The organism is Mesorhizobium sp. P2_A8 (assembly GCF_056404935.1).
In genome coordinates this window covers 185,246-209,544 of record NZ_JBFUDB010000006.1, presented here as the reverse complement: position 1 = coordinate 209,544, position 24,299 = coordinate 185,246, and the positions used below count along the sequence as shown (strand labels likewise).

At 63.0% G+C, this 24,299-nt stretch carries 27 protein-coding genes; 14 read left to right on the top strand and 13 right to left on the bottom strand.

All coding sequences use genetic code 11. The features are described from left to right. The first annotated feature begins 174 nt into the window (after positions 1 to 174). A complete protein-coding gene (locus tag AC1D10_RS19130; RefSeq protein WP_477274532.1) occupies positions 175 to 1,092 on the top strand; it encodes a DMT family transporter in 918 nt (305 codons plus the stop codon). 401 nt (positions 1,093 to 1,493) lie between these two features. Here the strand turns inward: AC1D10_RS19130 and metF are convergent, their stop codons facing one another. Then, positions 1,494 to 2,411: a methylenetetrahydrofolate reductase [NAD(P)H] gene (gene metF, locus AC1D10_RS19125; RefSeq protein ID WP_378915394.1), complete on the bottom strand. Its 918-nt coding sequence runs from the start codon at positions 2,409 to 2,411 to the stop codon at positions 1,494 to 1,496. After that, positions 2,411 to 3,418, bottom strand: a complete 1,008-nt coding sequence (locus tag AC1D10_RS19120) for an ArsR/SmtB family transcription factor (RefSeq protein ID WP_477274530.1) — start codon at positions 3,416 to 3,418, stop codon at positions 2,411 to 2,413. Before AC1D10_RS19120 ends, metF begins: the two co-directional genes overlap by 1 nt. 125 nt (positions 3,419 to 3,543) lie before the next feature. Here AC1D10_RS19120 and tsaA point away from each other — a divergent pair, with 125 nt between their 5' ends. Together tsaA and AC1D10_RS19110 are read left to right on the top strand one after the other, a co-directional pair. After that, positions 3,544 to 4,083 (top strand): tRNA (N6-threonylcarbamoyladenosine(37)-N6)-methyltransferase TrmO, encoded by a 540-nt coding sequence (gene tsaA, locus AC1D10_RS19115; protein WP_477274528.1) that lies wholly within the window; start codon positions 3,544 to 3,546, stop codon positions 4,081 to 4,083. Continuing rightward, positions 4,080 to 4,394, top strand: coding sequence for a DUF2293 domain-containing protein (locus tag AC1D10_RS19110; protein WP_477274526.1), 315 nt, complete (start codon positions 4,080 to 4,082; stop codon positions 4,392 to 4,394). The genes tsaA and AC1D10_RS19110 overlap by 4 nt, the downstream gene beginning before the upstream one ends. 14 nt (positions 4,395 to 4,408) lie before the next feature. Here the strand turns inward: AC1D10_RS19110 and AC1D10_RS19105 are convergent, their stop codons facing one another. Further along, positions 4,409 to 4,912: a hypothetical protein gene (locus tag AC1D10_RS19105; RefSeq protein ID WP_477274524.1), complete on the bottom strand. Its 504-nt coding sequence runs from the start codon at positions 4,910 to 4,912 to the stop codon at positions 4,409 to 4,411. A 150-nt stretch (positions 4,913 to 5,062) separates the two neighbouring features. Here AC1D10_RS19105 and AC1D10_RS19100 point away from each other — a divergent pair, with 150 nt between their 5' ends. Both AC1D10_RS19100 and AC1D10_RS19095 read left to right on the top strand, forming a co-directional pair. After that, positions 5,063 to 6,025, top strand: coding sequence for a D-amino acid aminotransferase (locus AC1D10_RS19100; RefSeq protein ID WP_477274522.1), 963 nt, complete (start codon positions 5,063 to 5,065; stop codon positions 6,023 to 6,025). A 149-nt stretch (positions 6,026 to 6,174) separates the two neighbouring features. Next, complete coding sequence (locus AC1D10_RS19095) at positions 6,175 to 7,014, top strand: SDR family oxidoreductase (RefSeq protein ID WP_477274520.1); 840 nt, start codon at positions 6,175 to 6,177, stop codon at positions 7,012 to 7,014. 168 nt (positions 7,015 to 7,182) lie between these two features. Here the strand turns inward: AC1D10_RS19095 and AC1D10_RS19090 are convergent, their stop codons facing one another. Both AC1D10_RS19090 and AC1D10_RS19085 read right to left on the bottom strand, forming a co-directional pair. Beyond that, on the bottom strand, positions 7,183 to 7,800 hold the full coding sequence (locus tag AC1D10_RS19090; RefSeq protein WP_477274518.1) for an MOSC domain-containing protein: 618 nt from the start codon (positions 7,798 to 7,800) through the stop codon (positions 7,183 to 7,185). A gap of 5 nt (positions 7,801 to 7,805) precedes the next feature. Next, positions 7,806 to 8,447 carry a TetR/AcrR family transcriptional regulator gene (locus AC1D10_RS19085; protein ID WP_477274516.1) on the bottom strand — a complete coding sequence of 214 codons (642 nt, stop codon included), beginning with the start codon at positions 8,445 to 8,447 and terminating at the stop codon, positions 7,806 to 7,808. 124 nt (positions 8,448 to 8,571) lie between these two features. On the opposite strand from AC1D10_RS19085, the gene AC1D10_RS19080 reads away from it, so the two are divergent. The 3 genes from AC1D10_RS19080 to AC1D10_RS19070 all read left to right on the top strand — a co-directional run bounded on the left by AC1D10_RS19080 (position 8,572) and on the right by AC1D10_RS19070 (position 10,105). Then, on the top strand, positions 8,572 to 8,994 hold the full coding sequence (locus AC1D10_RS19080; RefSeq protein ID WP_477274514.1) for a tautomerase family protein: 423 nt from the start codon (positions 8,572 to 8,574) through the stop codon (positions 8,992 to 8,994). Positions 8,995 to 9,025: 31 nt separating this feature from the next. After that, a complete protein-coding gene (locus AC1D10_RS19075; RefSeq protein WP_477274512.1) occupies positions 9,026 to 9,424 on the top strand; it encodes a VOC family protein in 399 nt (132 codons plus the stop codon). A gap of 114 nt (positions 9,425 to 9,538) precedes the next feature. Next, positions 9,539 to 10,105, top strand: a complete 567-nt coding sequence (locus AC1D10_RS19070; RefSeq protein WP_477274510.1) for a methyltransferase family protein — start codon at positions 9,539 to 9,541, stop codon at positions 10,103 to 10,105. A 20-nt stretch (positions 10,106 to 10,125) separates the two neighbouring features. Here the strand turns inward: AC1D10_RS19070 and AC1D10_RS19065 are convergent, their stop codons facing one another. The 5 genes from AC1D10_RS19065 to ettA form a co-directional block, all read right to left on the bottom strand. After that, on the bottom strand, positions 10,126 to 10,542 hold the full coding sequence (locus AC1D10_RS19065) for a GFA family protein (RefSeq protein ID WP_477274509.1): 417 nt from the start codon (positions 10,540 to 10,542) through the stop codon (positions 10,126 to 10,128). Between the two features lie 243 nt (positions 10,543 to 10,785). After that, positions 10,786 to 11,907 carry a beta-ketoacyl-ACP synthase III gene (locus AC1D10_RS19060; protein WP_477274507.1) on the bottom strand — a complete coding sequence of 374 codons (1,122 nt, stop codon included), beginning with the start codon at positions 11,905 to 11,907 and terminating at the stop codon, positions 10,786 to 10,788. Positions 11,908 to 12,015: 108 nt separating this feature from the next. Continuing rightward, a complete protein-coding gene (locus AC1D10_RS19055) occupies positions 12,016 to 12,351 on the bottom strand; it encodes a hypothetical protein (RefSeq protein WP_477274505.1) in 336 nt (111 codons plus the stop codon). Positions 12,352 to 12,456: 105 nt separating this feature from the next. Beyond that, on the bottom strand, positions 12,457 to 13,224 hold the full coding sequence (tam, locus tag AC1D10_RS19050) for a trans-aconitate 2-methyltransferase (protein WP_477274503.1): 768 nt from the start codon (positions 13,222 to 13,224) through the stop codon (positions 12,457 to 12,459). 45 nt (positions 13,225 to 13,269) lie between these two features. Then, positions 13,270 to 14,919 (bottom strand): energy-dependent translational throttle protein EttA, encoded by a 1,650-nt coding sequence (gene ettA, locus AC1D10_RS19045; protein WP_477274501.1) that lies wholly within the window; start codon positions 14,917 to 14,919, stop codon positions 13,270 to 13,272. 276 nt (positions 14,920 to 15,195) lie between these two features. Between ettA and AC1D10_RS19040 the strand changes: the two genes are divergently transcribed. Then, a complete protein-coding gene (locus AC1D10_RS19040; RefSeq protein ID WP_477274499.1) occupies positions 15,196 to 16,482 on the top strand; it encodes a GGDEF domain-containing protein in 1,287 nt (428 codons plus the stop codon). A 42-nt stretch (positions 16,483 to 16,524) separates the two neighbouring features. Next, positions 16,525 to 16,656, top strand: a complete 132-nt coding sequence (locus AC1D10_RS19035) for a hypothetical protein (RefSeq protein ID WP_477274497.1) — start codon at positions 16,525 to 16,527, stop codon at positions 16,654 to 16,656. Positions 16,657 to 16,690: 34 nt separating this feature from the next. Here AC1D10_RS19035 and AC1D10_RS19030 read toward each other — a convergent pair whose 3' ends face one another. Next, positions 16,691 to 17,698: a ribonuclease T2 family protein gene (locus tag AC1D10_RS19030; RefSeq protein ID WP_477274495.1), complete on the bottom strand. Its 1,008-nt coding sequence runs from the start codon at positions 17,696 to 17,698 to the stop codon at positions 16,691 to 16,693. Positions 17,699 to 17,887: 189 nt separating this feature from the next. On the opposite strand from AC1D10_RS19030, the gene AC1D10_RS19025 reads away from it, so the two are divergent. The 3 genes from AC1D10_RS19025 (at position 17,888) to AC1D10_RS19015 (ending at position 21,782) form a co-directional block, all read left to right on the top strand. Beyond that, positions 17,888 to 18,820, top strand: a complete 933-nt coding sequence (locus tag AC1D10_RS19025; RefSeq protein ID WP_477274493.1) for an alpha/beta fold hydrolase — start codon at positions 17,888 to 17,890, stop codon at positions 18,818 to 18,820. 140 nt (positions 18,821 to 18,960) lie between these two features. After that, entirely contained in the window at positions 18,961 to 20,136 is a 1,176-nt protein-coding gene (locus AC1D10_RS19020; RefSeq protein WP_477274491.1) for a CaiB/BaiF CoA transferase family protein, read from the top strand. Continuing rightward, positions 20,133 to 21,782: a thiamine pyrophosphate-binding protein gene (locus tag AC1D10_RS19015; protein WP_477274490.1), complete on the top strand. Its 1,650-nt coding sequence runs from the start codon at positions 20,133 to 20,135 to the stop codon at positions 21,780 to 21,782. Before AC1D10_RS19020 ends, AC1D10_RS19015 begins: the two co-directional genes overlap by 4 nt. Positions 21,783 to 21,833: 51 nt before the next feature. On the opposite strand, the gene AC1D10_RS19010 is transcribed toward AC1D10_RS19015, so the two are convergent. Together AC1D10_RS19010 and AC1D10_RS19005 are read right to left on the bottom strand one after the other, a co-directional pair. Next, positions 21,834 to 22,277 carry a CHRD domain-containing protein gene (locus AC1D10_RS19010; RefSeq protein WP_477274488.1) on the bottom strand — a complete coding sequence of 148 codons (444 nt, stop codon included), beginning with the start codon at positions 22,275 to 22,277 and terminating at the stop codon, positions 21,834 to 21,836. A 150-nt stretch (positions 22,278 to 22,427) separates the two neighbouring features. Then, on the bottom strand, positions 22,428 to 23,711 hold the full coding sequence (locus tag AC1D10_RS19005; RefSeq protein WP_477274486.1) for a cystathionine gamma-synthase family protein: 1,284 nt from the start codon (positions 23,709 to 23,711) through the stop codon (positions 22,428 to 22,430). 123 nt (positions 23,712 to 23,834) lie between these two features. On the opposite strand from AC1D10_RS19005, the gene AC1D10_RS19000 reads away from it, so the two are divergent. Continuing rightward, a complete protein-coding gene (locus AC1D10_RS19000; RefSeq protein ID WP_477274484.1) occupies positions 23,835 to 24,293 on the top strand; it encodes an Lrp/AsnC family transcriptional regulator in 459 nt (152 codons plus the stop codon). The last annotated feature ends 6 nt before the right edge of the window (positions 24,294 to 24,299 follow it).

Genomic DNA, 24,299 nt, shown 5'->3' with positions numbered 1-24,299 from the left:
ATCCAAGCTAGCGGCTAATGAAAACAATTCTGTGTCTCGTGCACCTGACGCAGCGGCGCTAGGTCCTGGCAGTACGTTTGCCATCACTCAGGTTTCGGGTGGCCCTTGTCGATGGACCCGATATGGCTTCTGCCTGACCGGCTGGCATTGAGGCCGTCTGGGAGGACGATTGACATGGCAATGATCGCGACATCAGCACAACGCGGGCCGATGGTGCTCAAGGACTGGGGGCAGCTCCTGCTGCTCGGTGCGATCTGGGGCGGTTCGTTTTTCTTTGCCCGCATCGCGGTGGCGGAACTTCATCCGCTGGTGCTGGTGCTGTTTCGCGTCGCCATCGCGGCGATTGCGCTGCAGCTGTATCTCGCCATCCGCGGACCGTCCTTCCGCCTCGCGCTTCCCCATGCCCGCCTGTTCTTCCTGCTGGCGTTCACCAACAACGTCGTCCCTTTCTCGCTGATCTTCGCCGGCCAGACCCAGCTTGGCGCCGGCGTTGCGTCGGTGCTCAACGCGACGACGCCGTTCTGGACGCTGATCCTGGCCAACGCGCTGACCAGCGATGAAAAACTCTCCTGGAACAAGCTCGCCGGAATAGCGCTCGGCATCGCCGGCACGGCGGTGATGATCGGCCCCGGCCTGCTTGCCGGGCTCGGTGGCCCGGTCTGGGCCAAATTCGCGCTGATCGGCGCTTCACTGTCCTATGCCGTGGCGCTGATGGTCGCCCGCCGCTTCAAGGGTGTGCCGTCGCCGGTCATCGCCACCGGACAATTGACCGCCTCCACCATCATCATGATCCCGATCGTACTCTTCACCTATGGTCCGGCGGGCCTGTTCTCGGCATCGCCGCCGGTCTGGGCGGCGGTGCTGGCGCTGGCGCTTTTGTCCACCGCCTTCGCCTATATCCTCTACTTCAACCTCGTCGCCTCGGCCGGCGCCACCAACGCCTCGCTGGTCACGCTCATCGTGCCAGCCAGCGCCATGCTGCTCGGCTTCCTGTTCCTCGGCGAACGGCTCGAACTGTTCGAAATCGGTGGCGTGGTGCTGATCGCACTTGGCCTCGTCACCATCGATGGGCGATTGTTCGGAAGGCGTTAGGACGACGCGGTAGCGGTGCCATGACACGGGAATGACACACCGCCGCCATAATTTGTTCACAGGTCTGAAGCGGGTTTTTGCCGAAGAGTTTCAATGCTTAACGGCAAAAGGCGGGTCGCAAATCCCACAATCACGTCGCAATGCAGCATATTTTCCGCTTGCCTGTGGCACAAATGAACCTAGACTCTCAGGCATAGCTCTTTAAGAGGAGGCTATGTCATGGGACTTACAAGGCCAATCAACGCATTGATGATCTGTGCTGCGTTCGCCTTCATCGGAGCCCTCATTATGGGCTTTCTTCCCTGACCCGCCAAGACGGGGAAGACCAGCACCCAATAGTACAACCAATTAAAAGGCCGGGTTTTTGCCCGGCCTTTTTGCATTTCAGACGCTCTTAGGACCTACGCCGCGGCCGACCCGGCCGCCTCGGCTTCGTGTGAGCGGATGCCGATCATGTGGCAGATCGCGAAGACCAGGTCGGCTCGGTTCATCGTGTAGAAATGGAAATCGCCGACCCCGCGCTCGACCAGATCCATGACCTGTTCGGCCGCCACCGCCGACGCCACCAGCGCATGCGTCTGCGGGTCCCGGTCAAGGCCCTCGAACCGCTCCGCCAGCCAGCCGGGCACATGCGCGCCCGCTCTCGCGGAAAAGTTCGCGACCTGCTTGAAACTGTGAACCGGCTGGATGCCCGGCACGATGGGAATGTAGATGCCGGCGCGACGGACGCGCTCGACATAGCGCTCGTAGAGGTCATTGTCGAAGAAGAACTGGGTGATGGCGCGCGTCGCGCCATTGTCGACCTTGCGTTTCAACATCTCGATGTCGGTGGCGAAATCCGGGCTTTGCGGATGCTTTTCCGGATAAGCCGCGACGGAGATGTCGAAATCCGAGATTTTCTTAAGCCCGGCGACCAGTTCCGCGCCATTCTCGTAGCCGCCCGGATGCGGGCGGTAGGGTTCGCCGACACCGGAAGCCGGGTCGCCGCGCAGCGCCACGAATCGGTTGATGCCGATCGACTTGTAATCCTGGATGACCGCGTCGACCTCTTCGCGCGTTGCACCGACGCAGGTCAGATGCGCCGCGGCCGGAATACCGGTTTCCGTCAGGATGCGCTTTACGGTGCGTGCGGTGCGCTCACGCGTCGAGCCGCCGGCGCCATAGGTCACCGAGACGAATTTCGGCTTGAGCGGCTCCAGCCTGGTGACCGTGTCCCACAGCCTTGCCTCCATCTCGTCCGTCTTCGGCGGGAAGAATTCAAAGGAAACCCGGACCTTGTCACCGATGTCGGGGCGGCGGGAAAAGCGGAACTGGTTCATCAGGCAACTTCCCTTATCTGCCTTGTGTCGTTGGAAGGATCGGCGATCAGCAGGCGCCGGTCGCGGCCGAGCCAGAGTTTTACGGTGAGCCTGGCCTCGTTGCCGCCGCGCGGCTCGAACTCCTGGCTGTCTTCGAGATCGAGGCCGGCTTCGGAAAACCAGTCGGCGATCTGCCGGTCTGAAAAGCCGAGCCGCATATGCGCGTGCTCGTCGCGCAGGAATTCCAGCGTGTGCGGTGCGAAGTCGACGATGACCAGTCGCCCGGCCGGGCGCAAAAGTCGCGCCGCCTCGTGGATGGCGCGGGCTGGATCGTCGAGATAGTGCAGCACCTGGTGAATGGTGACGAGATCGAAGGCGTCGCGCTCGACCGGCGGCGCGAAGATGTCGCCCTGCCGCACCTGCGCATTAGACACCCCCGCCTTGTCGAGATTGGCGCGCGCCACGGTCAGCATCTCGCGCGACATGTCGATGCCGACACCGCGCCGGTAGAGCGGCGAGAAGATTTCGAGCAGCCGACCGGTGCCGGTGCCCAGGTCGAGCATCGACTGGAACGGCCGCTTGCCGACCAGCTTGAGCATCGCGGCCTCGACGGCGCGGTCCGGCACATGCAGCGAGCGGATATGGTCCCAGCTTGCCGCATTCACAGAAAAATACTCGGTCGCGCGGTCCTGCCGCTTGCGTTTGACCGAGGCCAGGCGCTCGAGATCGCGCTCGACCTGCGGATCGGCGCCGCGAATGCCGGAAACCAGCCCCATGACGAAGTCACGCGCGGAATCCGCGTCCGAAAGGCGGAAGAAGGCCCACGACCCTTCCTGGTAGCGGCCGATCAGCCCGGCCTCCAGCAGGAGCTTCAGGTGCCGTGAAACGCGCGGCTGCGACTGGCCGAGAATTTCGGTAAGATCGGAAACGGTGAGGTCGCCGCGCGACAACAGTGCCAATATGCGCAGGCGGCTGGATTCGGCCGCCGCCTTCAATGTGTCCACCATGGTGTCGAGAGAGACATGCATAAGCGTATTCTCTTTGAAAAAGATATAAACATATGTTTATGTCGATTTTCGACACCTTGCAAGCACTATGTCGCTTCCGGACAAGAAAATGCCGCTTGCGTGGCGTTCGGAGAAACCTGGGCCAAATGACCGGACCGCTTGAGATGTTCGAGACGCGCGACGGCGAGCAGAGGTTGGAGAACGATCCGGCGCTGATGCCGCCGGATGGCGGGATCGTCTTCATCGGCCGCATCGCCTCGCCATGGACGACACGAGAGACCTGTCCGAAGAACATGCGCACCGCGCGCGAGACCGGACAACCGGCGGTGCTGACCATCGACGCGCCCTATCGCAGCGGCCTGCAAGGGCTGGAGCGGGCCAGCCACATCATCATCCTGTCGTGGCTGCATCACGCGCCGCGGACTCTGATTGTGCAGAAACCGCGCCATGCGGCTGAAGCCAAAGGCGTATTCGGCCTGCGCTCCCCGGCCCGGCCGAACCCGGTCGGCCTGCATGTGGCCAGGCTCGTCGGGCTCGACATCGGCACCGGTCGCATCGATCTCGATGCCATCGACGTGCTCGACGGCACGCCGGTCATCGACATCAAGCCCTATTTCGCCTCGACCGACGCCTTCGCCGAGGCGACCATCGAAGGGCGCGACGAGCCCAATCGGATTCGGCGATGAAAGCGCCGACCGGACGCCGCCGTGCCATCGCCAAGGCGCTGACAGCACTTCTGCCGCTGGCACCCTATGCCGACATGGAGAAGATCCGTGCGGATGCCGGCTCGGTTCACATGAAAACCCTGCCGCCGACGATTGCCGTGTGGCTGGCGACCATTGCCCACATCCGCCACGTGCACACCGATTACGAAAAGCTGCTGAGCGAAGGCTATGACCGCGACTCGGCGCGTTTCTTCGTCATCGAGCAGACCAACTTGGTGCTCACCCGCTGGCGCGCCACCCGGCTGCTCGACGCCGACGACGAGGAGGAATGAGGCCGTAAGTCCGCTTATTGCCGTATCAGCACGGCGACCGCATTGTAGGGCTGGCCGTCCGCCTGGCCGATCCACGTCCAGGACAGATTTCCTTTGAAAAACCTGACCGTGATGTTGCCGCCGTCGATGCACTTGTCCTGACCGTAGGTGATGCTCTCATGGTATTCCGCTGAGGTATCGTCCCTGGACGTCTGCGATAGCGATCCGCCGCAGCCGAGCGACGGATAGTCGATCGACGCGCCGCCATCATTGATCGTCATGGTGATCGACCAGTCGGCGCCAGTGGCTCCGGCCGGGCTTTGATGGCCGCTGCCGACCCAGGTGCCGCTTAGTGTCGGCACATTCACCGCGCAAGGCACGTTCTGGAAGATCGGCGTCAATTCGCTGCCGGTTTTCTCGCAGCGATAGGTTTGGCCGCTCTGGCACAGTTCCTCGCCTTCGCGCGCGCACTGGGCACTGGCTTGGCCGGCGGCGGCGAAAACCATCATGGCTGCGATGACAGTCCCAAACCTGCCCATGTCCCCCCTCGGTCACGCAACATACGGCGATTCAGCTCCAATGTATCGGCCAGATCGTCATCGAGGACGAACAGCGCCGGTCGGCTGGCTCTATACCTTCCGCATCGCGCCGGTAGCTTGCTGATCCCGCCCAGCGCGAGAGGAGGCCTTATGAGCCGGACGATGGCAAGACAGGATGCAAAGCCCCTGCCGACGGTCAGCGAGCGCCACATCGACCCGCATTCCTATCCCGACGGCATCGCCTTCCTCGACGGCCAGTACCTGCCGATGTCGCAAGCGAAGGTCTCGGTGCTGGACTGGGGGTTCCTGCATTCCGACGCCACCTACGACACCGTGCATGTCTGGAATGGCCGCTTCTTTCGCCTCGACCTGCATCTCGACCGCTTTTTCGGCGGGCTGGAAAAGCTGCGCATGACGATCCCCTTCGATCGCGAAGGCGTGACCGAAATCCTGCAGAATTGCGTGGCACTGTCGGGCCATCGCGCCGCCTATGTCGAAATACTGTGCACGCGTGGTGCCTCGCCAACCTTCAGCCGCGACCCGCGACAGGCGGTCAACCGCTTCATGGCATTCGCCGTGCCGTTCGGCTCGGTTGCCAATGCCGACCAGTTGCGGCGCGGCCTGCGCGTAGCCGTCAGCGACAAGGTGCGCATTCCGCCGGCCTCGATCGACCCGGCGATCAAGAACTACCACTGGCTCGATCTGGTGCGCGGCCTCTACGATGCCTACGACCGCGGCGCTGAAACCGCGCTGATTCTCGATTTCAACGGCAATGTCGCCGAGGGTCCGGGCTTCAACGTCTTCTGCGTCAAGGATGGCGCAATGTCGACGCCGGCCGTTGGCGTGCTACCCGGCATCACCCGGCGCACCGTCTTCGATCTCTGCGCCGAATTGGGCCTCGCCGCCGCCCCGGCCGATGTCAGCGTCGCCGCGCTGCGCGAGGCGGACGAGGTCTTCATCACCTCGACCGCCGGCGGCATCATGCCGGTGACGGAGATCGACGGCGCCCGGATCGCCAACGGCGAGGTCGGTCCGGTCACCAGCCGCCTGATGGCGCTCTATTGGCGAAAGCACGACGACCCGGCATGGTCGAGTCCGGTGCACTATCCCTGATCGGCCCAATTTCTTGTTCTACGGGCGCGGCTTGTTCAAAAAGTTTTCTCCGCCTCTGGAAAAGCGCAGGATCGTCCGTATATGCCCGAAAGCGGAGAAGCCTCCGCTTTCACCCGAAATCACGCCCGCAGGGGCAAGGACTCCACATCATGACAAACAAGGTTTGGTTCATCACCGGATCGTCGAAGGGCTTTGGCCGCGTCTGGGCCGAGGCGGCACTCGCCCGTGGCGACCACGTCGCGGCGACTGCCCGCGATGCCGGCACGCTCGCCGATCTCGTCGAGAAGTACGGCGACAGGATTGCCGCGATTAAGCTCGACGTCACCGACAAGAAAGCCGTCGATGCCGCTGTCGCCGAGGCGCACAAGCGCTTTGGCCGGCTCGACGTCGTCATCAACAATGCCGGCTATGGCCATTTCGGCGCCATCGAGGAAGTTAGCGAACAGGAAGCCCGCGACCAGATCGAAACCAACGTGTTCGGCGCACTCTGGGTCACTCAGGCCGCGCTGCCGATCATGCGGGCGCAGCGCGCCGGCCACATCATCCAGATCTCGTCGATCGGCGGCGTCAATGCCTTTGCCTCGCTCGGCCTCTACCATGCCTCGAAATGGGCGCTGGAAGCCTTCAGCCAGTCGCTCAACATCGAGGTCGCCGAATTCGGCATCCATGTGACGCTGGTCGAGCCCGGCGGTTTCTCAACCGACTGGGCCGGTCCGTCGGCCAAGGTTTCCAAGCCGATCGAGGCTTACGCGCCGGCCCGCGCCAAGATGGCCGAGCGCCGCGCCAATTCGGTCGCCGGCGATCCGGAGGCCACCGGGCCTGCGATGCTGGCCATTGTCGATGCCGCCGAGCCGCCGCTGCGCGTGTTCTTCGGCGATGGCGGCCTGCCGATGATCAAGCAGGAATACGCCAATCGCATCGCCACCTGGGAAAAGTGGGACGACGTTTCCATCATGGCGCAGGGCGCGAAGAAGAACCGCAAGGCTTGAGGCTAGAGCAATTCCAGGAAAAGTGTGAAACGGTTTTCCGTCCGGAATTGCGTCAAAACAAAGAGTTAGAGTGGTTCGCCGTTTCCGTGAAACGGTGAACTGCACTAGTTCGGAAATATCGCTACGCCGCCTCGGCGGCGTAGCCCCTGCGTTCCAATGGGCGAGAGTCTAGCTCTGATAGATCCACTGCTCCGGCACGCGCACGGATATCTCTTCGCCGGCCTTGATCGCTCCGGGCTTTTCAACCCAGGCGACAACGCCGCGCAGCCGCTTCGCGGCTTTCGGGAACAGCAGCGCACCGGCCTCGATGTCGGCCATCCCTGCATGTTCGGCGATCGATCGGCCGGCGATGCGGCAAGGTCCGTTCTGTGCATCGACCTTGATGGTCACACCGTCCTTGAAGAACAGCAGCGTGCCAGCCGGCAGCATGGACAAATGCGGCACCCCTTCGATCACAAGATTGGCGCCGATCCATTCCGGCTTGATCTCGGCCAGGCCCATGCGTTCGGCGACGATGGCCAGTTCATCCGCCGCCACGACGGACAATTGCCGCTCGTTGCGCATTTCGGTGCCGCGCGGATACCAGGGCTCGCGCCCGCCCGAGCGCCGCGTCGCGCCAGCGTGTAAATCGCCTGATATACCGTCGAAGCCCAGCCGCAGCGAGTCGACCGGGCGCGTCTCGAAATGATCCGATGGCGCGACGTAAAGCGCCGCCACCTTGGCGACCAGCTTGCGCGCCGGGATGATTTCGATCGGCTTTTCAGCCTCGGGGAAGAGATCCAACATCGGCTTCATTCCTTGGATGATGCACCCTGTTTTTGCCCTTCGACCAAGAACGCCGCAAGAGCGGTTTGGGCCAAAGTGCGCAACTCTTCGACCGAAGCGCCGTCCCGCGCCTGGATCGACATGCCGTTCATGACGCCCGCCAGATATTTGGCGAAGGCCTCGACGGAGAGACCTTTCGGCAGGTCGCCCATTGCCCGGCCCTTGGCCAGCCGCTCGGCGATCGCCGCTTCACTTGCCTTGCGATAGGCCTTCAGTTCATCGGCGATGGCTTGCGCCTGCGGCGAGGCTGCCAGCGCACCGCTGACGAACAGGCAGCCACCCGGCTTGCCGGGCCTGGAATAGGCCTCCGCCGCGCCGAGCAGCAACCTCCGGACCGCCTCCCCCGTCGGCACCGGCGCACTCAGCGCGTCCAGCGCAAAGCCGATCTCGGTCTGGTGGTAGCGCGTCAGCGCCTTGCGGAACAAAGTCTCCTTGTCGGTAAAGGCGTTGTAGATCTGAGGCGGCGTCAGCCCCATCGCCTCGCGCAGCATGGCCAGCGATGTCGCCTCATAGCCATGCTCCCAGAACAGATGCATCGCCGCATCCAGTGCCCGGTCGGGATCGAATGCGCGCGGCCGGCCGCCGCGAGGCTTTTCCAAATTATCCATAGTGATCGATACGAAACCTGTTGACTCATCTTCTCCACATAACGTACCAATCGATACGAAACATGGCAAGTCGGAAGACATAGCCCGCCGGAACACCATAGAAACCAGCGAAAAGGAGAGCCAGATGCCAATCACCGTGACCGCACCCGAAGGCGTACTGACCCCGGCGGGAGAGCGCGAGATCGTGCCGCGTCTCAGCGCCGCCCTCATCGAAGCATCCGGTGCCACCGGCAATGCGTTCTTCACCGCGATCGTCGGCGGCACGGTCCACGTCCTGCCGCTGCAGCGCATCTATGCCGGTGGCGCCAATCGACCGGTCGTCATGGTCGAGCTGAAGCTGCCGAACATCGGCCTCGGGTCGATCGAAGCCCGCAATGCCTTCATCACCGCGGCCGCCGGGATTGTCGCCGAGCTCTGCGTGCCGGGCCACCGGCCTGAGAACACTTGGATCAACATCGTCAATGCGCCCGACGGCGGCTGGGGTATCGGTAGCAGGCAATATTCCGGCGAGGCACTTGTCGCCGCAGCAACCGCCGCCGCGCACTGATGTGGCGGTTGCGATGAACAGGAGCGAACCGATGCGGCTCTCCCCTTCGCTGTTCTTCACCACCAATTGCGAGCCTGCACTGGCCTTCTACGAACAGTGCGGCCTTGGCCGGGCAACGATCGTGCTGCGCTGGGGCGACAACACCATGCCGGTGCGAACCGAAATCATGCGCGGAAAGGTGTTGCATGCGCGGTTCGAAGGTCCAGGCGTGCTGTTTCATGCCTCGGACAATGATGACGCGGAGCCGATGAAAGGCTCCGCCCTTTGTCTGGAATTCGCGAGCCTGCCGGCGATGCGGCAGCTTTTCACCCGCATGGCCGCAGGCGGCCGGATCAACGTGCCCCTGGCGCGGCAAGTTTGGGGAACCAGCTTTGGCATGCTGGTCGACGCCTTCGGCGTGCAGTGGATGTTCAGCTGCACCAATGAATGAGGGCGCGGATCACGATCTTCTTACCTGAAACGGAGCCCGTCCCACGTCTCACCGGATTGCTGACGCGCCGCGGTGGCGTCATGGTGCATCGGGACCAAGTCTGCGGAGGTTGTCATGCATGCCGGGACGGCAATCGCGAAGCTTTGGTTGATCTGGGCGGTGACCTGGGCCGCCGCAGCCCTGTGGGCCGACCCTGCCCAGAAACGCGCCGGCTTCAGGGTGGAGGCTCGCTATCGGGTTCTCTGGCTGGTCGGCGCGGTGTTGCTGTTCATCCCCGCGCATGGTTATGAAGGCCGCCTCAGGTTGTGGATACCGAACCTCGCCGAGGCATGGATCTGTGTAGCCCTGATCGCCATCGGCATCGCCTTTGCCTGGTGGGCGCGCCTGCATCTCGGCAGGCTGTGGTCGGGCACCATCACCGCCAAGGCCGGGCACCACGTTGTTGACACCGGCCCGTATGGGTTGGTCCGGCATCCGATCTACACCGGACTGCTGCTGGCGATCCTGGCCACCATGGTGGCCAAGGGTACGGTCTGGGGCATTGCCGGAACCGCGGTGCTCATCATCGGCATCGTGACGAAGGCAAGACTGGAAGAAAGCTTCCTGCGCGGCGAACTGGGCAGCGCCTATGACGACTATGCCAGGCGGGTGCCGATGCTGGTGCCGTTCGCGCCAGCCTGACACGGCAGATAAACGCCAGCTTAGTTTGAATTTCTTGCCACACTGCTTTGCTCGAAGTGTTCGACGGCGCCATCGATTTGAACCCAATCATGTTTCGACTGCTCGAAAACCGATCTGACGGGGGGCGGGTATCTAGGGTCTGCCAGCGCGCCGACCGCAACGCCGATCATCGACGGCAGCTTGTCGGCTTTCCAACAGACCGTCGATCCGCAGTTTGGACAAAAGTAGGTGTGGACCTTGCCGCCGCTGGCTGTATCGCGGGTGAACTCTTTTGCGGTTCCAGAAATGGCCACCGCATCGACCGGATAAAAAGCGCCGACGCCAAAGGGCGCGCCGGTTCGCCGTTGGCACTCAAGACAATGACAGGCGACCACCAGTTTTGATGGTCCTGGAAGCGTCAGTGCGAAAGCGCCGCAATTGCATCGGGCATCAATCATTGGAAAATCCTCCGTTTTCTGAAGCGAGATCGTTTTCTGAAGCGAGATCGTGTTGATTTCAAACTGAGACGCGCCCCAGCACAGGGTGTTGGGTTCAGGTCAGGCTGAGCGGGAATGGGAGACGGGCGCGAAGCGACCGAGCTGGGCGGATTTCGAGAACCCGAACGACGGCTTGGGTACATGAGTACCGCAGGCGCAGGCCGCCGCTATTCGCAGGCTGGCGTCGCCCGAATATCGAATGCCCTACAGCATTCGCAGAAGCGCGCCACCTATGGAATACCCCGCGCCAAACGCGCAGATCAAGCCAAAATCGCCGGGTTTCATGTCGGCATGGTTCTCCGACAGGGCGACGATGGCGCCGGCGCCCGCCGTGTTGCCCAGTCGCTCCAGCACCATCGGCGCGCGGTCGTGGTCGACCTCGTGGCCGAATGACAGTTTCAGGATCATGGCATTCATGCGCGCATTGGCCTGGTGCAGCCAGAAGCGCCGCACCGCCTGCGGCGTCAGCCCGTGCTCGGCGAGGAACTCGACGATGAACTTCTGGCCGGCGACTGTGACTTCCTTGAACACCTTGTTGCCGACCTGCTTGATCAGATTTCCCTCCAGGTTGATCATGTAGGGATCGTCCTGGGCAGTGCGGGTGTGGTAGCCCAGATTGGTGCGGATGTTGTTCGACATTTGCGTCCAGATGCGTGTGTCCAGCACCTCGAAACGCCCCGGCCGTTTGTCGCCCTGAGCAAGCCCCTCCACCACCATCGACACCGAAGCGTCGCCGAAGATGAAATGCGTCTGCCGGTCGCGGAAATTGAGATGGCCGGTGATGATTTCTGGCGTCGTCACCAGAATGCGCTTGTGCGCACCCGAGCGCACCAAATTGACCGCCATATGCAGCGCCGCCGCGGCGGATGAACAACCAAGCCCCATGTCGAAGCCGGCGCCCTTTGTGCCCAGCACCGCCTGCATTTCGATGGCGATCGCCGGGTACGGCCGCTGGTGATGCGAGGCCGAGCAGATCACCAGATCGATGTCGGACGGCTTGAGCCCGGCATGGTCGAGAGCTTTTCGCGCCGAGGCGATGCCGAACTCGGCCTCCAGCGACAGCGCGTCGTCGAGCCGCGCAGGAATGCGCGGCGTCATGCGGGTCGGGTCCAGAATGCCTTCGCGCTCGATCACATGGCGGGTGCGCACGCCCGAGGCGTGGACGATGAAGTCACTGTCTGATTTCGCCAGCGGCGGATCGTCGGTACCCTGGCGGCGGGCATTCTCCATGTCGACCCAGGCATTGAAGCTGGCGACCAGTTCTTCATTGGTGATCGTGGGTTCGGGGATCTCAACGCCAATGCCGCTGATGATGACGCGATGCATGTCCAGTCCGTCCCATCCGCAGGCGTTGCGGGTTTCATGTGGGCGCCGGAACGCTCCGGCGCAATAACTTTTCTCACCGAGGCGGTTTACGCCGACTTAAGCCCGACTTCACCAGGCGCACAGCTTGGTGTTTGTCTGCGGATTGTTCCAGCAGGCGCCGTCATCACGGCTTCGCACGAACTGCCCCGGCAGCGGCACGTTGCGGCGGCCGAGATTGAGATAGCCATAGGCAAAGCCCGGTCCATCGATCTCCAGGACATAGGTCGGATAGCCCGGCGCCGAGATGCGGAAGCTGCCCGCGTCATCGATCACGCGATAGCTGCACGGAAAATAGCCGTCATCGCTGGTGAAGCAACGTGCCCGCTTGGCCTCCGCCGAGATCGAGAACGCCAGAAGTGCCGCTGCACTCACGCCGCCGCCGAAAAGCACCTTTTTCAGTGTCAACGTCCACCCCCTGCCACGCGGGCCATCGCGATCCAATGTGATGAAATGCGCATGGCGGCGAAACCGGGTCAAGCGGCCGCAATTGGAGTATCGCAACGTGGACAATCAAGCCCGCTTGGCGACGATGAAGATGCGCGGAAAGCGCAAAAGCACCTTGCCGTTCGCGGTCCTGGGATAGGCCTTGGCGATCTTGGCCGTGTAGCTGTCGAGGAACATTTTACGCTCGTCCGCCTCGAGCGGATCGAGGAACGGTTTCAACCCGGTCGATTTCACCCATTCAACGATCGCCTCGGCGTCGGCAAGTGGGTGGTTGTAGATTGTGTGCCAGATGTCCAGCCGATCGCTGAGCGGCGACAGCAGGTCATAATAGAACGACACCGGCGGCAGCGGCCCACGCGCCGCGCCCTTGAGCTTGTCGGCAAATGGCATTTCGACGGCGGTCTCCCGCATCAGGCGGTGCGAGTCCTCGCCCATATTGTCGGGCATCTGGATGGCCAGCGCGCCGCCTGGGGCGAGAAAACCCGTCAGCCGCTGGAAGACCGCCGGATGCTCGGGCAGCCACTGGAACACCGCATTGGCGAAGATCACGTCGACCGGCTCGGCCGGCTGCCATTTGGAGGCATCCGCCAGGTCGAAGTTGAGATCCGGCAGCCGCGCCCTCGCCTTCTCGATCATGTCGGGCGAGGTGTCGAAGCCTCTGACCTCAGCATTCGGCCAGCGCCCGACAAGCAGCTCGGTCGAGTTGCCCGGCCCGCAGCCGATGTCGACGACCCGGCGCGGGAAATCCACCGGCACCTGTGCTGCGAGATCACGCGCCGGTCGCGTGCGCTCGTCTTCGAATTTCAGATATTGGGCGGCGGACCAATCAGCCATTTGAACTCCTCACACAGTTGAGAATTCGCCGCCCCGGTTAGTCCCTTACCGCGTCAGCCTCTTGTAGGTCATGCGGTGCGGGTTGACGGCATCCGGCCCGAGGCGGCGGATCTTGTCCTGCTCGTAATCCTCGAAATTGCCCTCGAACCATTCGACATGGCTGTCGCCCTCGAAGGCGAGGATGTGCGTCGCCAGGCGATCGAGGAACATACGATCGTGCGAGATGATGACCGCGCAGCCACCAAAATTTTCCAGCGCGTCTTCGAGCGCCGCCAGCGTTTCCGTATCCAGATCGTTGGTCGGCTCGTCAAGCAGCAGCACGTTGCCGCCGGTCTTCAGCATCTTGGCCAGGTGCACGCGGTTGCGCTGGCCGCCGGACAGATTGCCGACCTTCTGCTGCTGGTCGCCGCCACGGAAGTTGAACGAGGCGCAATAGGCACGCGTGTTGGCCTCGAACTTGCCGAGCTTGACCACTTCGGCGCCGCCGGAAATCTCTTCCCACACTGTCTTTGACGGATCGAGCGCATCGCGGCTCTGGTCGACATAGCCGAGCTTGACCGTTTCGCCGACGCGGACAGAGCCAGCATCCGGCTTTTCCTGGCCGGTGATCATGCGGAACAGCGTCGTCTTGCCGGCGCCGTTCGGGCCGATGACGCCGACGATGCCGCCGGGTGGCAGCTTGAATTCCAGGCCGTCGATCAGCAGCGTGTCGCCAAAGCCCTTCGACAGGCCTTCGGCCTCGATCACCACATTGCCGAGCCGCTCGCCATGCGGAATGACGATCTGCGTATCGCTCGGACGCCGCTTGTCGGCGGCATCCAGCAGATCTTGGAACGCCTGGATACGCGCCTTGGACTTGGTCTGGCGGGCTTTCGGGCTGGACTGGATCCACTCGCGCTCGCGGCCGATGGCGCGCTGGCGGGCGTCATCCTCGCGGCCTTCCTGCTTGAGCCGCTTGGCCTTGGCTTCGAGGTATTTGGTGTAGTTGCCCTCATAGGGAATGCCGCGGCCGCGGTCGAGTTCGAGGATCCAGCCGGTGACATTGTCGAGGAAGTAGCGATCGTGGGTGATGATCATCACCGCGCCCGGATAGGCGCGCAGATGCTTTTCCAGCCACGCCGTGGTTTCGGCGTCGAGATGGTTGGTCGGTTCGTCGAGCAGCAGCAAGTCGGGTTGACGCAGCAGCAGTTGGCAAAGCGCCACGCGGCGGCGCTCGCCGCCCGACAGCTTGGTGACGTCGGCTTCCTTGGGCGGGCAGCCCAGCGCTTCCATCGCCATCTCGACCTGCTGTTCGAGGTCCCACAGGTTCAGCCGGTCCATCTCGTCCTGGAGCTTGGCCGACTCGTCGGCCGTCTCGTCGGAATAGTTCATCATCAATTCGTTATAGCGTTCGATGACGGCGGTCTTGGCGGCAACGCCTTCCATGATGTTCTCGAACACGGTCTTGGCCGGGTCGAGCGCCGGCTCCTGTGCCAGGTAGCCGACGGTAGCGCCTTCGGCCAGCCACGCCTCGCCGTTCCACTCCTTGTCGAGCCCGGCCATGATCTTGAGGATCGTCGACTTGCCCGAACCGTTGGGGCCGAGGATGCCGATCTTGGCATCCGGATAGAAGGACAGATGGATGTTCTCGAGCACCTTCTTGGTGCCATAGGCCTTGTTGAGGCCGGCCATGTGATAGATGAACTGGCGTGCCACGCGCGCTTTCCCTGAAAAACTGACTGGCCCAGAGAAACTGACTGGATTTGTCAAATTGAATGGAGGTTGGCCGCTATGTAGGCGATGCGGCGGCGAACGGCAATCGCTTTTGCCTCATCTAGCCGGCCACACGCGGAAGTGTCCGCCAACCACTGAAGTTTTCCACCGGCCGCGGGGCGCGATGAAAGCTCCGTTAACCCTTCCGCGTCAAAACAGGATCGGGGTGGAATCGCTGGTTTGTCGCGATTCCACGAGAAGAGATCGGATCGGACGGCGTTGCTGAACAGTTTCCTGCTCCTTGCCGAGGCGGTCGTCTACTTCAGCGTCATGGTGACGCTCTTCCGGATCAGGAAGCGCACTGGCCTCGGCGTCTTCGTCTGCGCGCTCGGCGTCATGCACTTTCTCGAGACCTACCTCGCCAGCGTCTTTTACGTCGCCTTGCCGTTCGGCATGGTCTCGCCCGGCTCGGCCGTGCTGTTTTCGGGCAAGCTGGTGATGCTTTTGCTGCTCTACATGAAAGAGGATGCCGCCACCGTCCGCCAGCCGATCTATGGCCTGCTGCTCGGCAATGCGCTGATGATCGGGCTGGTGCTGCTGTTGCGCCTGCACGCCATCGCGCCCCTTCCCGACGACAGGCTCCCCGACATCGGCTTCATCGACCAGATGGGCTGGCTGATGGTGTGGGGCACGACACTGCTGTTCGTCGACGCCATCCTGATCATACTCCTTTATGAAAAGCTCGGGCGTCGTCTGCGCAAGGCACAGTTCGCGCGCATCCTGATTTCGGTCGCCTGCGTGCTCACCTTCGACCAGGTGGGGTTCTTCACCGCGCTGCATTTCGTTGCCGGCGCGCCGATCGCGGTGTTCTTCGGCGGCTGGTTCGCCAAGATGGCCGCCGCGCTGATCTTCAGCACCATGCTCGTGGCCTATCTCAGATGGTTCGAGGAACGCCAGATCGCGGTGCCGCGCGGACTGACCGACATCTTCGACACGCTGACCTATCGCGAACGCTACGAAGCGCTGGTCGAACATGTCGGCCGGGACGGCCTGACCGGTCTGCTGCACAGGGGTCGCTTCGACAGCGATGGAGAAGCCGCGGTTCAGGTCAGCCTGCGCACGGCCAGGCCGCTCAGCCTGCTGATCATCGATGTCGACCATTTCAAGTCGATCAACGACCGGTTCGGCCATGCCGAAGGCGACAAGGTGTTGAAAGCGGTTGCAGCCCTGCTCGGCGATGCGGCAAGCGCCGAAGACCAGGTGTTCCGGATCGGCGGCGAGGAATTCGCCATCCTCAGTTCGCGTCCGCACTCGGTGGCCAGGCTGTTTGGCGAAAGCATCCGCCACGCAGTCAAGGCCTCCGCCAACACCAGCCGCTTCGAGCTGACCGTCAGCGCCGGCGTGTCCAGCGTCGGCGAAACGACGCGCTGCCTTGCCGATCTGTTCGCGCTTGCCGACCAGCGCCTCTACAAGGCGAAGTCGACCGGACGCGACCGCGTCGTCGGCGAGCCGGGCGGTCACGAGGCCGACACTTCCGTCGCATGGACCCAATCCGCTCGAATCTAGAGCATGGTCCCGAAAAGTGGAATCCGGTTTTCGGATAAGATCGTGCTGCTCAAGTTATGTGACGCTTACGGCGACTTCTTCTGCCGCCGAATGCCCGCCACCGTGGAAACCGCCATCAAGGCGATCGCCAGCCATTTCAGCGCGGTGATGATCGGCCCGGCTTCGACGTCGTAGGCAGAGCAGTCGGGTGTCTGCGTTCCGCCAGCGCCTACTGGAATCCGATCGCGTCCACGGTGCCGGTCGGGCAGCCGGCCTTGTTGGTCGGGACCGAAGCCAGCAGCAGGTCTTTGAGCGAGCTGTCCGGACCGATCGGGCCGGCAAGGCCGAGCGTCAGTTCGCCGATCAGCCGCCTGCCGCTCGACGGATCGATGACGCAGGAGACGCGCACCCGGTCCCCTGCCCCGGCGCCAAAGGCGCTGTCGAAGGCGCCACGGATCTGGTCCGCCGTCAGTTTCCCACCAATGTTCTTGGCAAAGAGATCCCGCACCGGCGAGCCGTTCACCGCACGCATCAGATTGAGCGCGTCGGAGAAATAGTCTTGCTGGCTCTTGCCGTAGCAGGTGCCATGCTTGATCCACTCATGCCGTTCGAGATGGGAGGCTGTCCCTGGCATCACCTGATCGAGTTCCGTGCGGGTGTCGGCATCCAGGTTGACCGGCGGCAGGTCCTTCCAATGGGCCGGATTGTCATTGGCCTTGTCGGCTGCAGTCGCCTGGCAATAGAAATTGCCGTTCGGCTGCGGCCACAGGCCGTGCAAGGTGAAATGCGTGGCGTCGAAATCGCCAGCGCTCTGTGCCTTGCATTCGGTCTTGCTCGACTTGGTCTCGCAGAAGGCCGGCTGCCAGCTCAGTGCGAAGACGTATTCGGGTTTTCCCGAAGCCGCCGGCTTGCCTTGTCCGCCAGGTGCTGCCGGCGCTGTCGCGGCGCTGCTGCCGGAGACATGGCCGCAGGTGACCTTCACCCAGCGCCGCTCCGGATCGGCGCCGGGCACCAGGATGAGGTAATGCGTCGGCGCATCCTTGTTGCCGGCAAGCAGCTGATAGCTCTGTCCGGCATCGGTCGAGACATTGCCGGGGTTCTTGCCGTTCTTGATCGCTTGCGTTGCCGGACAGGCCGCATCGGCAACGAAGGTGCCGCTCATCTTGACGTCGGCATGCGCAGCATTGGTCAGCGACGCCGCCAGCAAGGCCAATCCGAAAACAACAGCAATGCGCATAGGGAATCCCCGCTGAGGAAGTGGGCGACAGACTGAAGCCGTCTCCATGTCAGAATTGCGATATTTTGCTGGCCAAACGCAAGAAACATCGTCGCCGAAAATCTGCCGGAGCGGATTGACGCAAAACCGGCGCCGGCGCAAACAAAGCCGGCGCCACGGGTGGCAGCCAGAGCCTGGAGACCGAGCGGCATGTCATTCAGCCAGCAGCGTGTGATTGCCTCGCCGACCGGTGCCGATCTCAATCTTTTCGTCAGGCAGGCCGATGGCCGGGCACGTGCCGTCGTCCAGATCAATCACGGGCTGGCCGAGCATGCCGCGCGCTATGCCCGATTCGCCGATTTTCTCGGGCCACGCGGCTTCCATGTCTATGTCCACGACCATCGTGGCCACGGCGAGACTAAGGCCCCCGATGCGCCGCTCGGGAGATTCGCCGACAGGGGCGGCGCAGCCAAGGTGATCGCCGATGTCGACGCCATTCATGATCTCATTGCCAGCGAACAGCCGAACCTGCCGGTCATCCTTTTCGGCCATTCGATGGGTGCGTCCGTGGCGCTGAACTTCCTTTTGACGCACTCGCCACGGGTTCATGGCGCCGCGATCTGGAACGGCAATTTCTCGCAAGGCCTGCTCGGACAACTGGCCCTGGGCATCCTTGGCTGGGAAAGGATGCGGCTGGGCTCGGATGTCCCCTCGCGCCTGTTGCCGAAACTTACCTTCCAGGCCTGGGGCAAGGCGGTGCCCAATCACCGCACGCTTTTCGACTGGCTGTCGCGCGACGCGGGGGAAGTGGCGAAATACATCGCCGATCCGCTCTGCGGCTGGGATGCCTCGGTGTCGATGTGGCGCGACGTCGTCGGCATGGCGCTGAACGGCGGCAAGGATGCTGCCTTTGCCGGCATCAGGCACAACCTCCCCGTCAGCGTCGTCGGCGGTGAGAAAGACCCCGCATCGGATTACGGCAAAGGGATCACCCACCTTGCCAATCGCATGCGCAAGATGGGCTTTTCGAATCTCGTTTCAAAGGTTTACGCCGACACCCGCCACGAAAGCCTGAACGAGGTGAACCGCGACATCATCATGGTCGATTTCGCGACCTGGGCCGAAACCGTGCTGAAGCGATGAAGGCTTGGCCCAGCGCAAGGGCCGTGACAGCAGCGCAAGGTGTTGATAGTGCATGACGCCCCCGAAAGTGTGCAGCGGTTTTGGGATAGCGACATGCACAACCGAAAATCCGCTGCGGTTCCGACCAATTCTGGTGATTTATGGCCGAACCCCCGCTGAAAGGCGTCCGCGTCGTCGAACTCGCCCGCATCCTTGCCGGGCCTTGGGCAGGGCAATTGCTTGCCGATCTCGGCGCTGACGTCATCAAGGTCGAAAGCCCGGATGGCGGCGACGACACCCGCAAATGGGGCCCGCCCTTCGTCATCGGCAAGGACGGCGAGAACCTGTCGGCCGCCTACTACCATTCCTGCAATCGCGGCAAGCGCTCCATCGCCATCGATTTCTCGACGCCGGAGGGCGCCGAGACCGTGCGCCGGCTGGTCGCGACTTCGGATGTGCTGATCGAGAACTTCAAGCTCGGCGGCCTCAAGAAATACGGCCTCGATTTCGACAGCCTGAAGAAAATCAACCCTCGCCTCGTCTATTGCTCGATCACCGGCTTCGGCCAGGATGGGCCCTACGCGCCACGCGCCGGCTATGATTTCATCATCCAGGCCATGGCCGGCATGATGTCGATCACCGGCGAGGTCGGCCGAGAACCGCAAAAAGCCGGCGTCGCCATCTCCGATATCTTCACCGGCCTTTATTCGGTTATCGCCATCCAGGCGGCGCTCCGCCATGCCGAACAGACCGGCGAAGGTCAGCACATCGACATGGCGCTCTTCGACACCCAGATCTCGGCACTCGGCAACCAGAACCTGAACTATCTCGTCTCCGGCAAGTCACCGGTGCAGATGGGCAATGCGCATATGAACATCGCGCCTTACGAGGTGGTGCCGGTCAGGGATGGCCACATCATCCTGGCGGTCGGCAATGACGGCCAGTTCGCCAAATTCTGTGCTGCAGTCGGATTGGACGAATTGCCCGCAAATCCCGATTTCGCCACCAATCCTGCCCGGGTCGCCAACCGGGTCAAGCTGCGCGAACACATGATCGAGGCCCTGAAGATTTTTGATCGCGACCCGCTGCTGGCAATGCTGGAAGCGGCCAGCGTGCCGGCGAGCCCGATCAACACGATCGGCCAGATGTTTGCCGACCCGCAGACCATCGCCCGCGGCATGCGGCTCGACCTCGACGACAGCCATGGCAATCTTCTGCCATCGGTGCGCGCGCCGATGGTGATGTCCGGCACGCCACTCGTCTATGAGCGTCCCTCGCCGCGCCTGGGCGAGCACACCGAAGAAATCCTTGCCGAACTGGAGAAGTCTGGACAATGAAGACCGGCGGACAACTGATCGTCGACGCGCTCGAAGCCAACGGCACCGACCGCATCTATTGCGTGCCCGGCGAATCCTACCTCGCGGTGCTCGACGCGCTGCACGATTCAGCGATCCGCACTATCGTCTGCCGCCAGGAAGGGGGCGCCGCCATGATGGCTGATTGCCACGGCCGCCTGACCGGCAAGCCCGGCATCTGCTTCGTCACCCGCGGCCCCGGTGCCACCAACGCCTCGGCCGGCATCCACATCGCCATGCAGGATTCGATACCTGTGATCCTGTTCATCGGCCAGGTCGCCAGCCACGCCAAGGAGCGCGAGGCCTTCCAGGAGGTGGACTACAAGCGGTTTTTTGGCGACATCGCCAAATGGGTGGTCGAGATCGACGACGCCTCGCGCATCCCGGAATTCGTCACCCGCGCCTTCGCGGTGGCGACATCGGGCCGTCCCGGCCCGGTGGTCATCTCGCTGCCGGAAGACATGCTGACCAGTATCGTCGAAGCGCCCGCTGCCTTGCCGCACACAGCGGTCGAAACCCGGCCAGGCGAAGCCGAACTCGACGCGCTGCAGGAATTGCTGGCCAAGGCCAAGCGGCCGTTCGTCATTCTCGGCGGCACGCGCTGGGACGTCGGGGCCGTGGCGCGGATGCGCTCGATCGCCGAGGCGTGGTCGCTGCCGGTCGGCTGTTCCTTCCGCCGCCAGATGCTTTTCGACCACCTGCATCCGAATTATGCCGGCGACGTCGGCATTGGCATCAATCCGAAGCTGGCCACAGTGATCAAACAGGCCGATCTCGTGCTGCTGATCGGCGGCCGCATGGGCGAAATGCCGTCGTCCGACTACACGCTCTTGAAAAGCCCCTACCCCGACCAGACGCTGGTCCATATCCACGCCGACGCCAGCGAGCTCGGCCGCGTCTACCGGCCAACATTGGCGATCAACGCCTCGCCGGCCGCCTTTGTCGAAGCTTTCGCCAAGCGCAAGCCGGCCTCAGCGCCGACCTGGGCAGCAGAGACGCCAAAGCTGCATGCCGACTATCTCGATTGGTCGACGCCGCCGGAAAGCGGCCCCGGCCCGGTCCAGATGGGGCCGATCATGAACTATCTCGAAAAGATGTTGCCCGACGACGCCATCCTCACCAACGGCGCCGGCAATTACGCCACCTGGGTGCACCGCTTCCACCGCTTCCGCCGCTTCGCCACGCAGGCAGCACCGACGTCGGGCTCGATGGGCTACGGCACCCCTGCCGCGGTCGCCGCCAAAGAGCTGTTTCCGGAGCGCACCGTGGTTGCCTTCGCCGGCGACGGCTGCTTCCTGATGAATGGGCAGGAGTTCGCCACCGCCGTCCAGTATAACCTGCCGATCGTCGTCGTCGTCGTCAACAACGGTATCTACGGCACCATCCGCATGCATCAGGAGCGCGAATATCCTGGCCGCGTCGTCGCGACCGATCTCAAGAACCCCGACTTCGCGGCGTTGGCTCGCGCCTATGGCGGCCACGGCGAGACGGTCGAGAAGACCGCGGACTTCGCCCCGGCCTTCGAACGTGCCCGCGCCAGCGGCAAGCCGGCGATCGTCGAGATCAGGCTCGACCCGGAAGCAATCACGCCGACCCGGACGATGACCCAGATACGCGACAAGGCATGATCGAACAAAAAAGGGGCGATCTCCCGCCCCTTTTGTCCGAAATGGCTTGCGCTATTTCGCGGTCTCGATCTGGCCGCGGATTTCGCCGTCCTTGTTCGCCGCCGTGTGAACGTTGACATAGTCCTTGCCGGCGATCAGGTCGGCGGCCTGCGCGTCGGTCAGGACGTCAGAACCCTTGATGGGGCTCTTCAACTTGCCTTTGAACGGGATCGCCACTCCGGCGTTTTCACCAACCGCGGCTGGGCCGTGAATGTGCCCGGCGGTGGCTGGCCCGCTCAGCCCGGAATATTTGACGTTCCAGCTGAGCTTCTTCGTCGCCGTGTCGAAGGTGAGAGCGGCCGTGCCCTTGCCTTTCGTGGTGACCGGCGGGTTCTGCTGGCCCCCGTCGAGCGTCGCTTTCAGCTTCACCGTCTCGGCCAGGGCCGGCGATGCCATGAGGAAGGACGCCGAGATGGCCAGGGCCGAAAGCATTGGTGCCAAGGATTGGATACGCATGAGACTCTCCGTTTGCTGGATGACATCCTCCACGGCTCCCCGGCGCGCGGATGTATCGACAGAACGCTTACAGGCGTGGATGGCTCCACGCGAGTAACGCTTACGTGCAAACAGTCGGACCGCGATGTCCCGGTCGTTCGAAGGGCGGTGTCAGACCGCCGCCAGCGCCTGCGTCAGGTCGGCGATCAGATCGTCCGGATGTTCGACGCCGATCGACAGCCTGACCGTGGTCTCCAACACCCTGATGCGCTGGCGCACGTCGAAGGGAATGCCCGAATGGGTCATGGCCGCCGGATGGCTGGCCAGCGATTCCGTTCCGCCGAGACTCACCGCCAGCTTGAAGATTTGCAGGCCGTTGAGAAAGGCGAAGGCCGCCTTCTCGCCACCCCGTATGTCGAAGGAGAATGTCGACCCGGCGCCCGTGCATTGCGCCTGGTAGGCACGGCCCGCCGGCGTGTCCTCGCCCAGGAACGGCAGATAATGCACCTTCTCGACCTTGGCATGATCGCGCAGGAATTCGGCGACCATGCGCGCATTGTCGTTCGCCCGCTCCATACGGATCGACAGCGTCTCCAGCGAGCGGCCCAGCATCCAGCAGGAATGCGGGTCGAGCTGCGTGCCGATCGCGCCGCGCAAAGCTTTGATCGGCTTGGTGACTGCCTTGCTGCCCATGGCGGCACCCGCGATCAGGTCGGAATGGCCACCGACATATTTGGTCAGCGAATAGACGGACACATCGGCGCCATGTTCGATGGGCCTCTGGAATACCGGTCCGAGCAGCGTGTTGTCGCAAACGACAATCGGCGTCGACCCTTGGCCAGTGCCAATTTCGTCGGCGATCCTGCGCATCAGCGCGATGTCGACCAGGCTGTTCGTCGGATTTGACGGCGTCTCGATCAGGATGACCGAGACACGGCCCTTCGCGACTGCGGCGTCGGCCGCCGCGCGCACCGCCGTCTCGTCGACGCCATCCGCGAAGCCGACAGCACCGATGCCGAAGCCGGACAGCGTGCGCGTCAAAAGCGTCTCGGTACCGCCATAGAGTGGCTGCGAATGCAGGATGACGTCGCCCGGCCGGGCATAGGCGAGCAGTGTCGTCGCGATCGCCGACATGCCAGATGAAAACAGGATGCAGGCATCCGTCCCCTCATAGATCGCCAGCCGGTCCTCGACGATCTCGCTGTTGGGATGGTTGAAGCGCGAATAGACCAGACCTGACGCAGTGCCGCTCGGCGGCTCCTTGCGGCCGGAAGTGTAGTCGAAGAAGTCGCGTCCCTCTTCCGCCGACTTGAACACGAAGGTTGAGGTCAGGAACACCGGCGGCTTGACCGCGCCCTCCGAAAGCTGCGGATCAAAGCCATAGCTCAGCATCAGCGTCTCCGGGTGGAGCTTGTGGTTGCCGATATGGGTTTTCGACGGGCGCGGAGCGGGCATGGGTTCTTCCTGCTTTTCGAGGAGTGTTGCGTGGCAATTTATGCGATCCTCTTCGGCCAGTCCTTGCTATTTTTGGGCTTGCATGGCTGCATCTTCGCAACAAATTGCCTGGAGCGACCGAAAGTGCAGCAGAAGATAGCCGATGATTTCGACCGCAGGATCCTGCGTGAACTGCAGGCCGACGCCCGCATCACCAACAACGAACTTGCCGAGCGCATCGACCTGTCGCCGTCGCCCTGCCTGAGGCGCGTGCGGCGGCTGGAGGAAACCGGCGTTATCAGAGGCTATACCACCGTGGTCGACCCAGCTGCCTTCGGCTGGAGCATGGTCGCCATTGCCACCGTCCGGCTCAGCCGCCAGAACGAGGACGAGATCGTCATGTTCGAGGACGCGATCCGCGGCTGGGAAGAGGTGCTGGAATGCCACCTTGTCACCGGTTCGCGCGACTATGTGCTGAAGGTGGTGACAGGCAGCCTCGAACAGTATGAGCGCTTCATCAAGGAAAAGATCGCGCGGCTCAAATGCGTCGCCTCGATCGAAACCAGCTTCGTCATGAACACCATAAAGGAACGGCGCCTTTGACACATG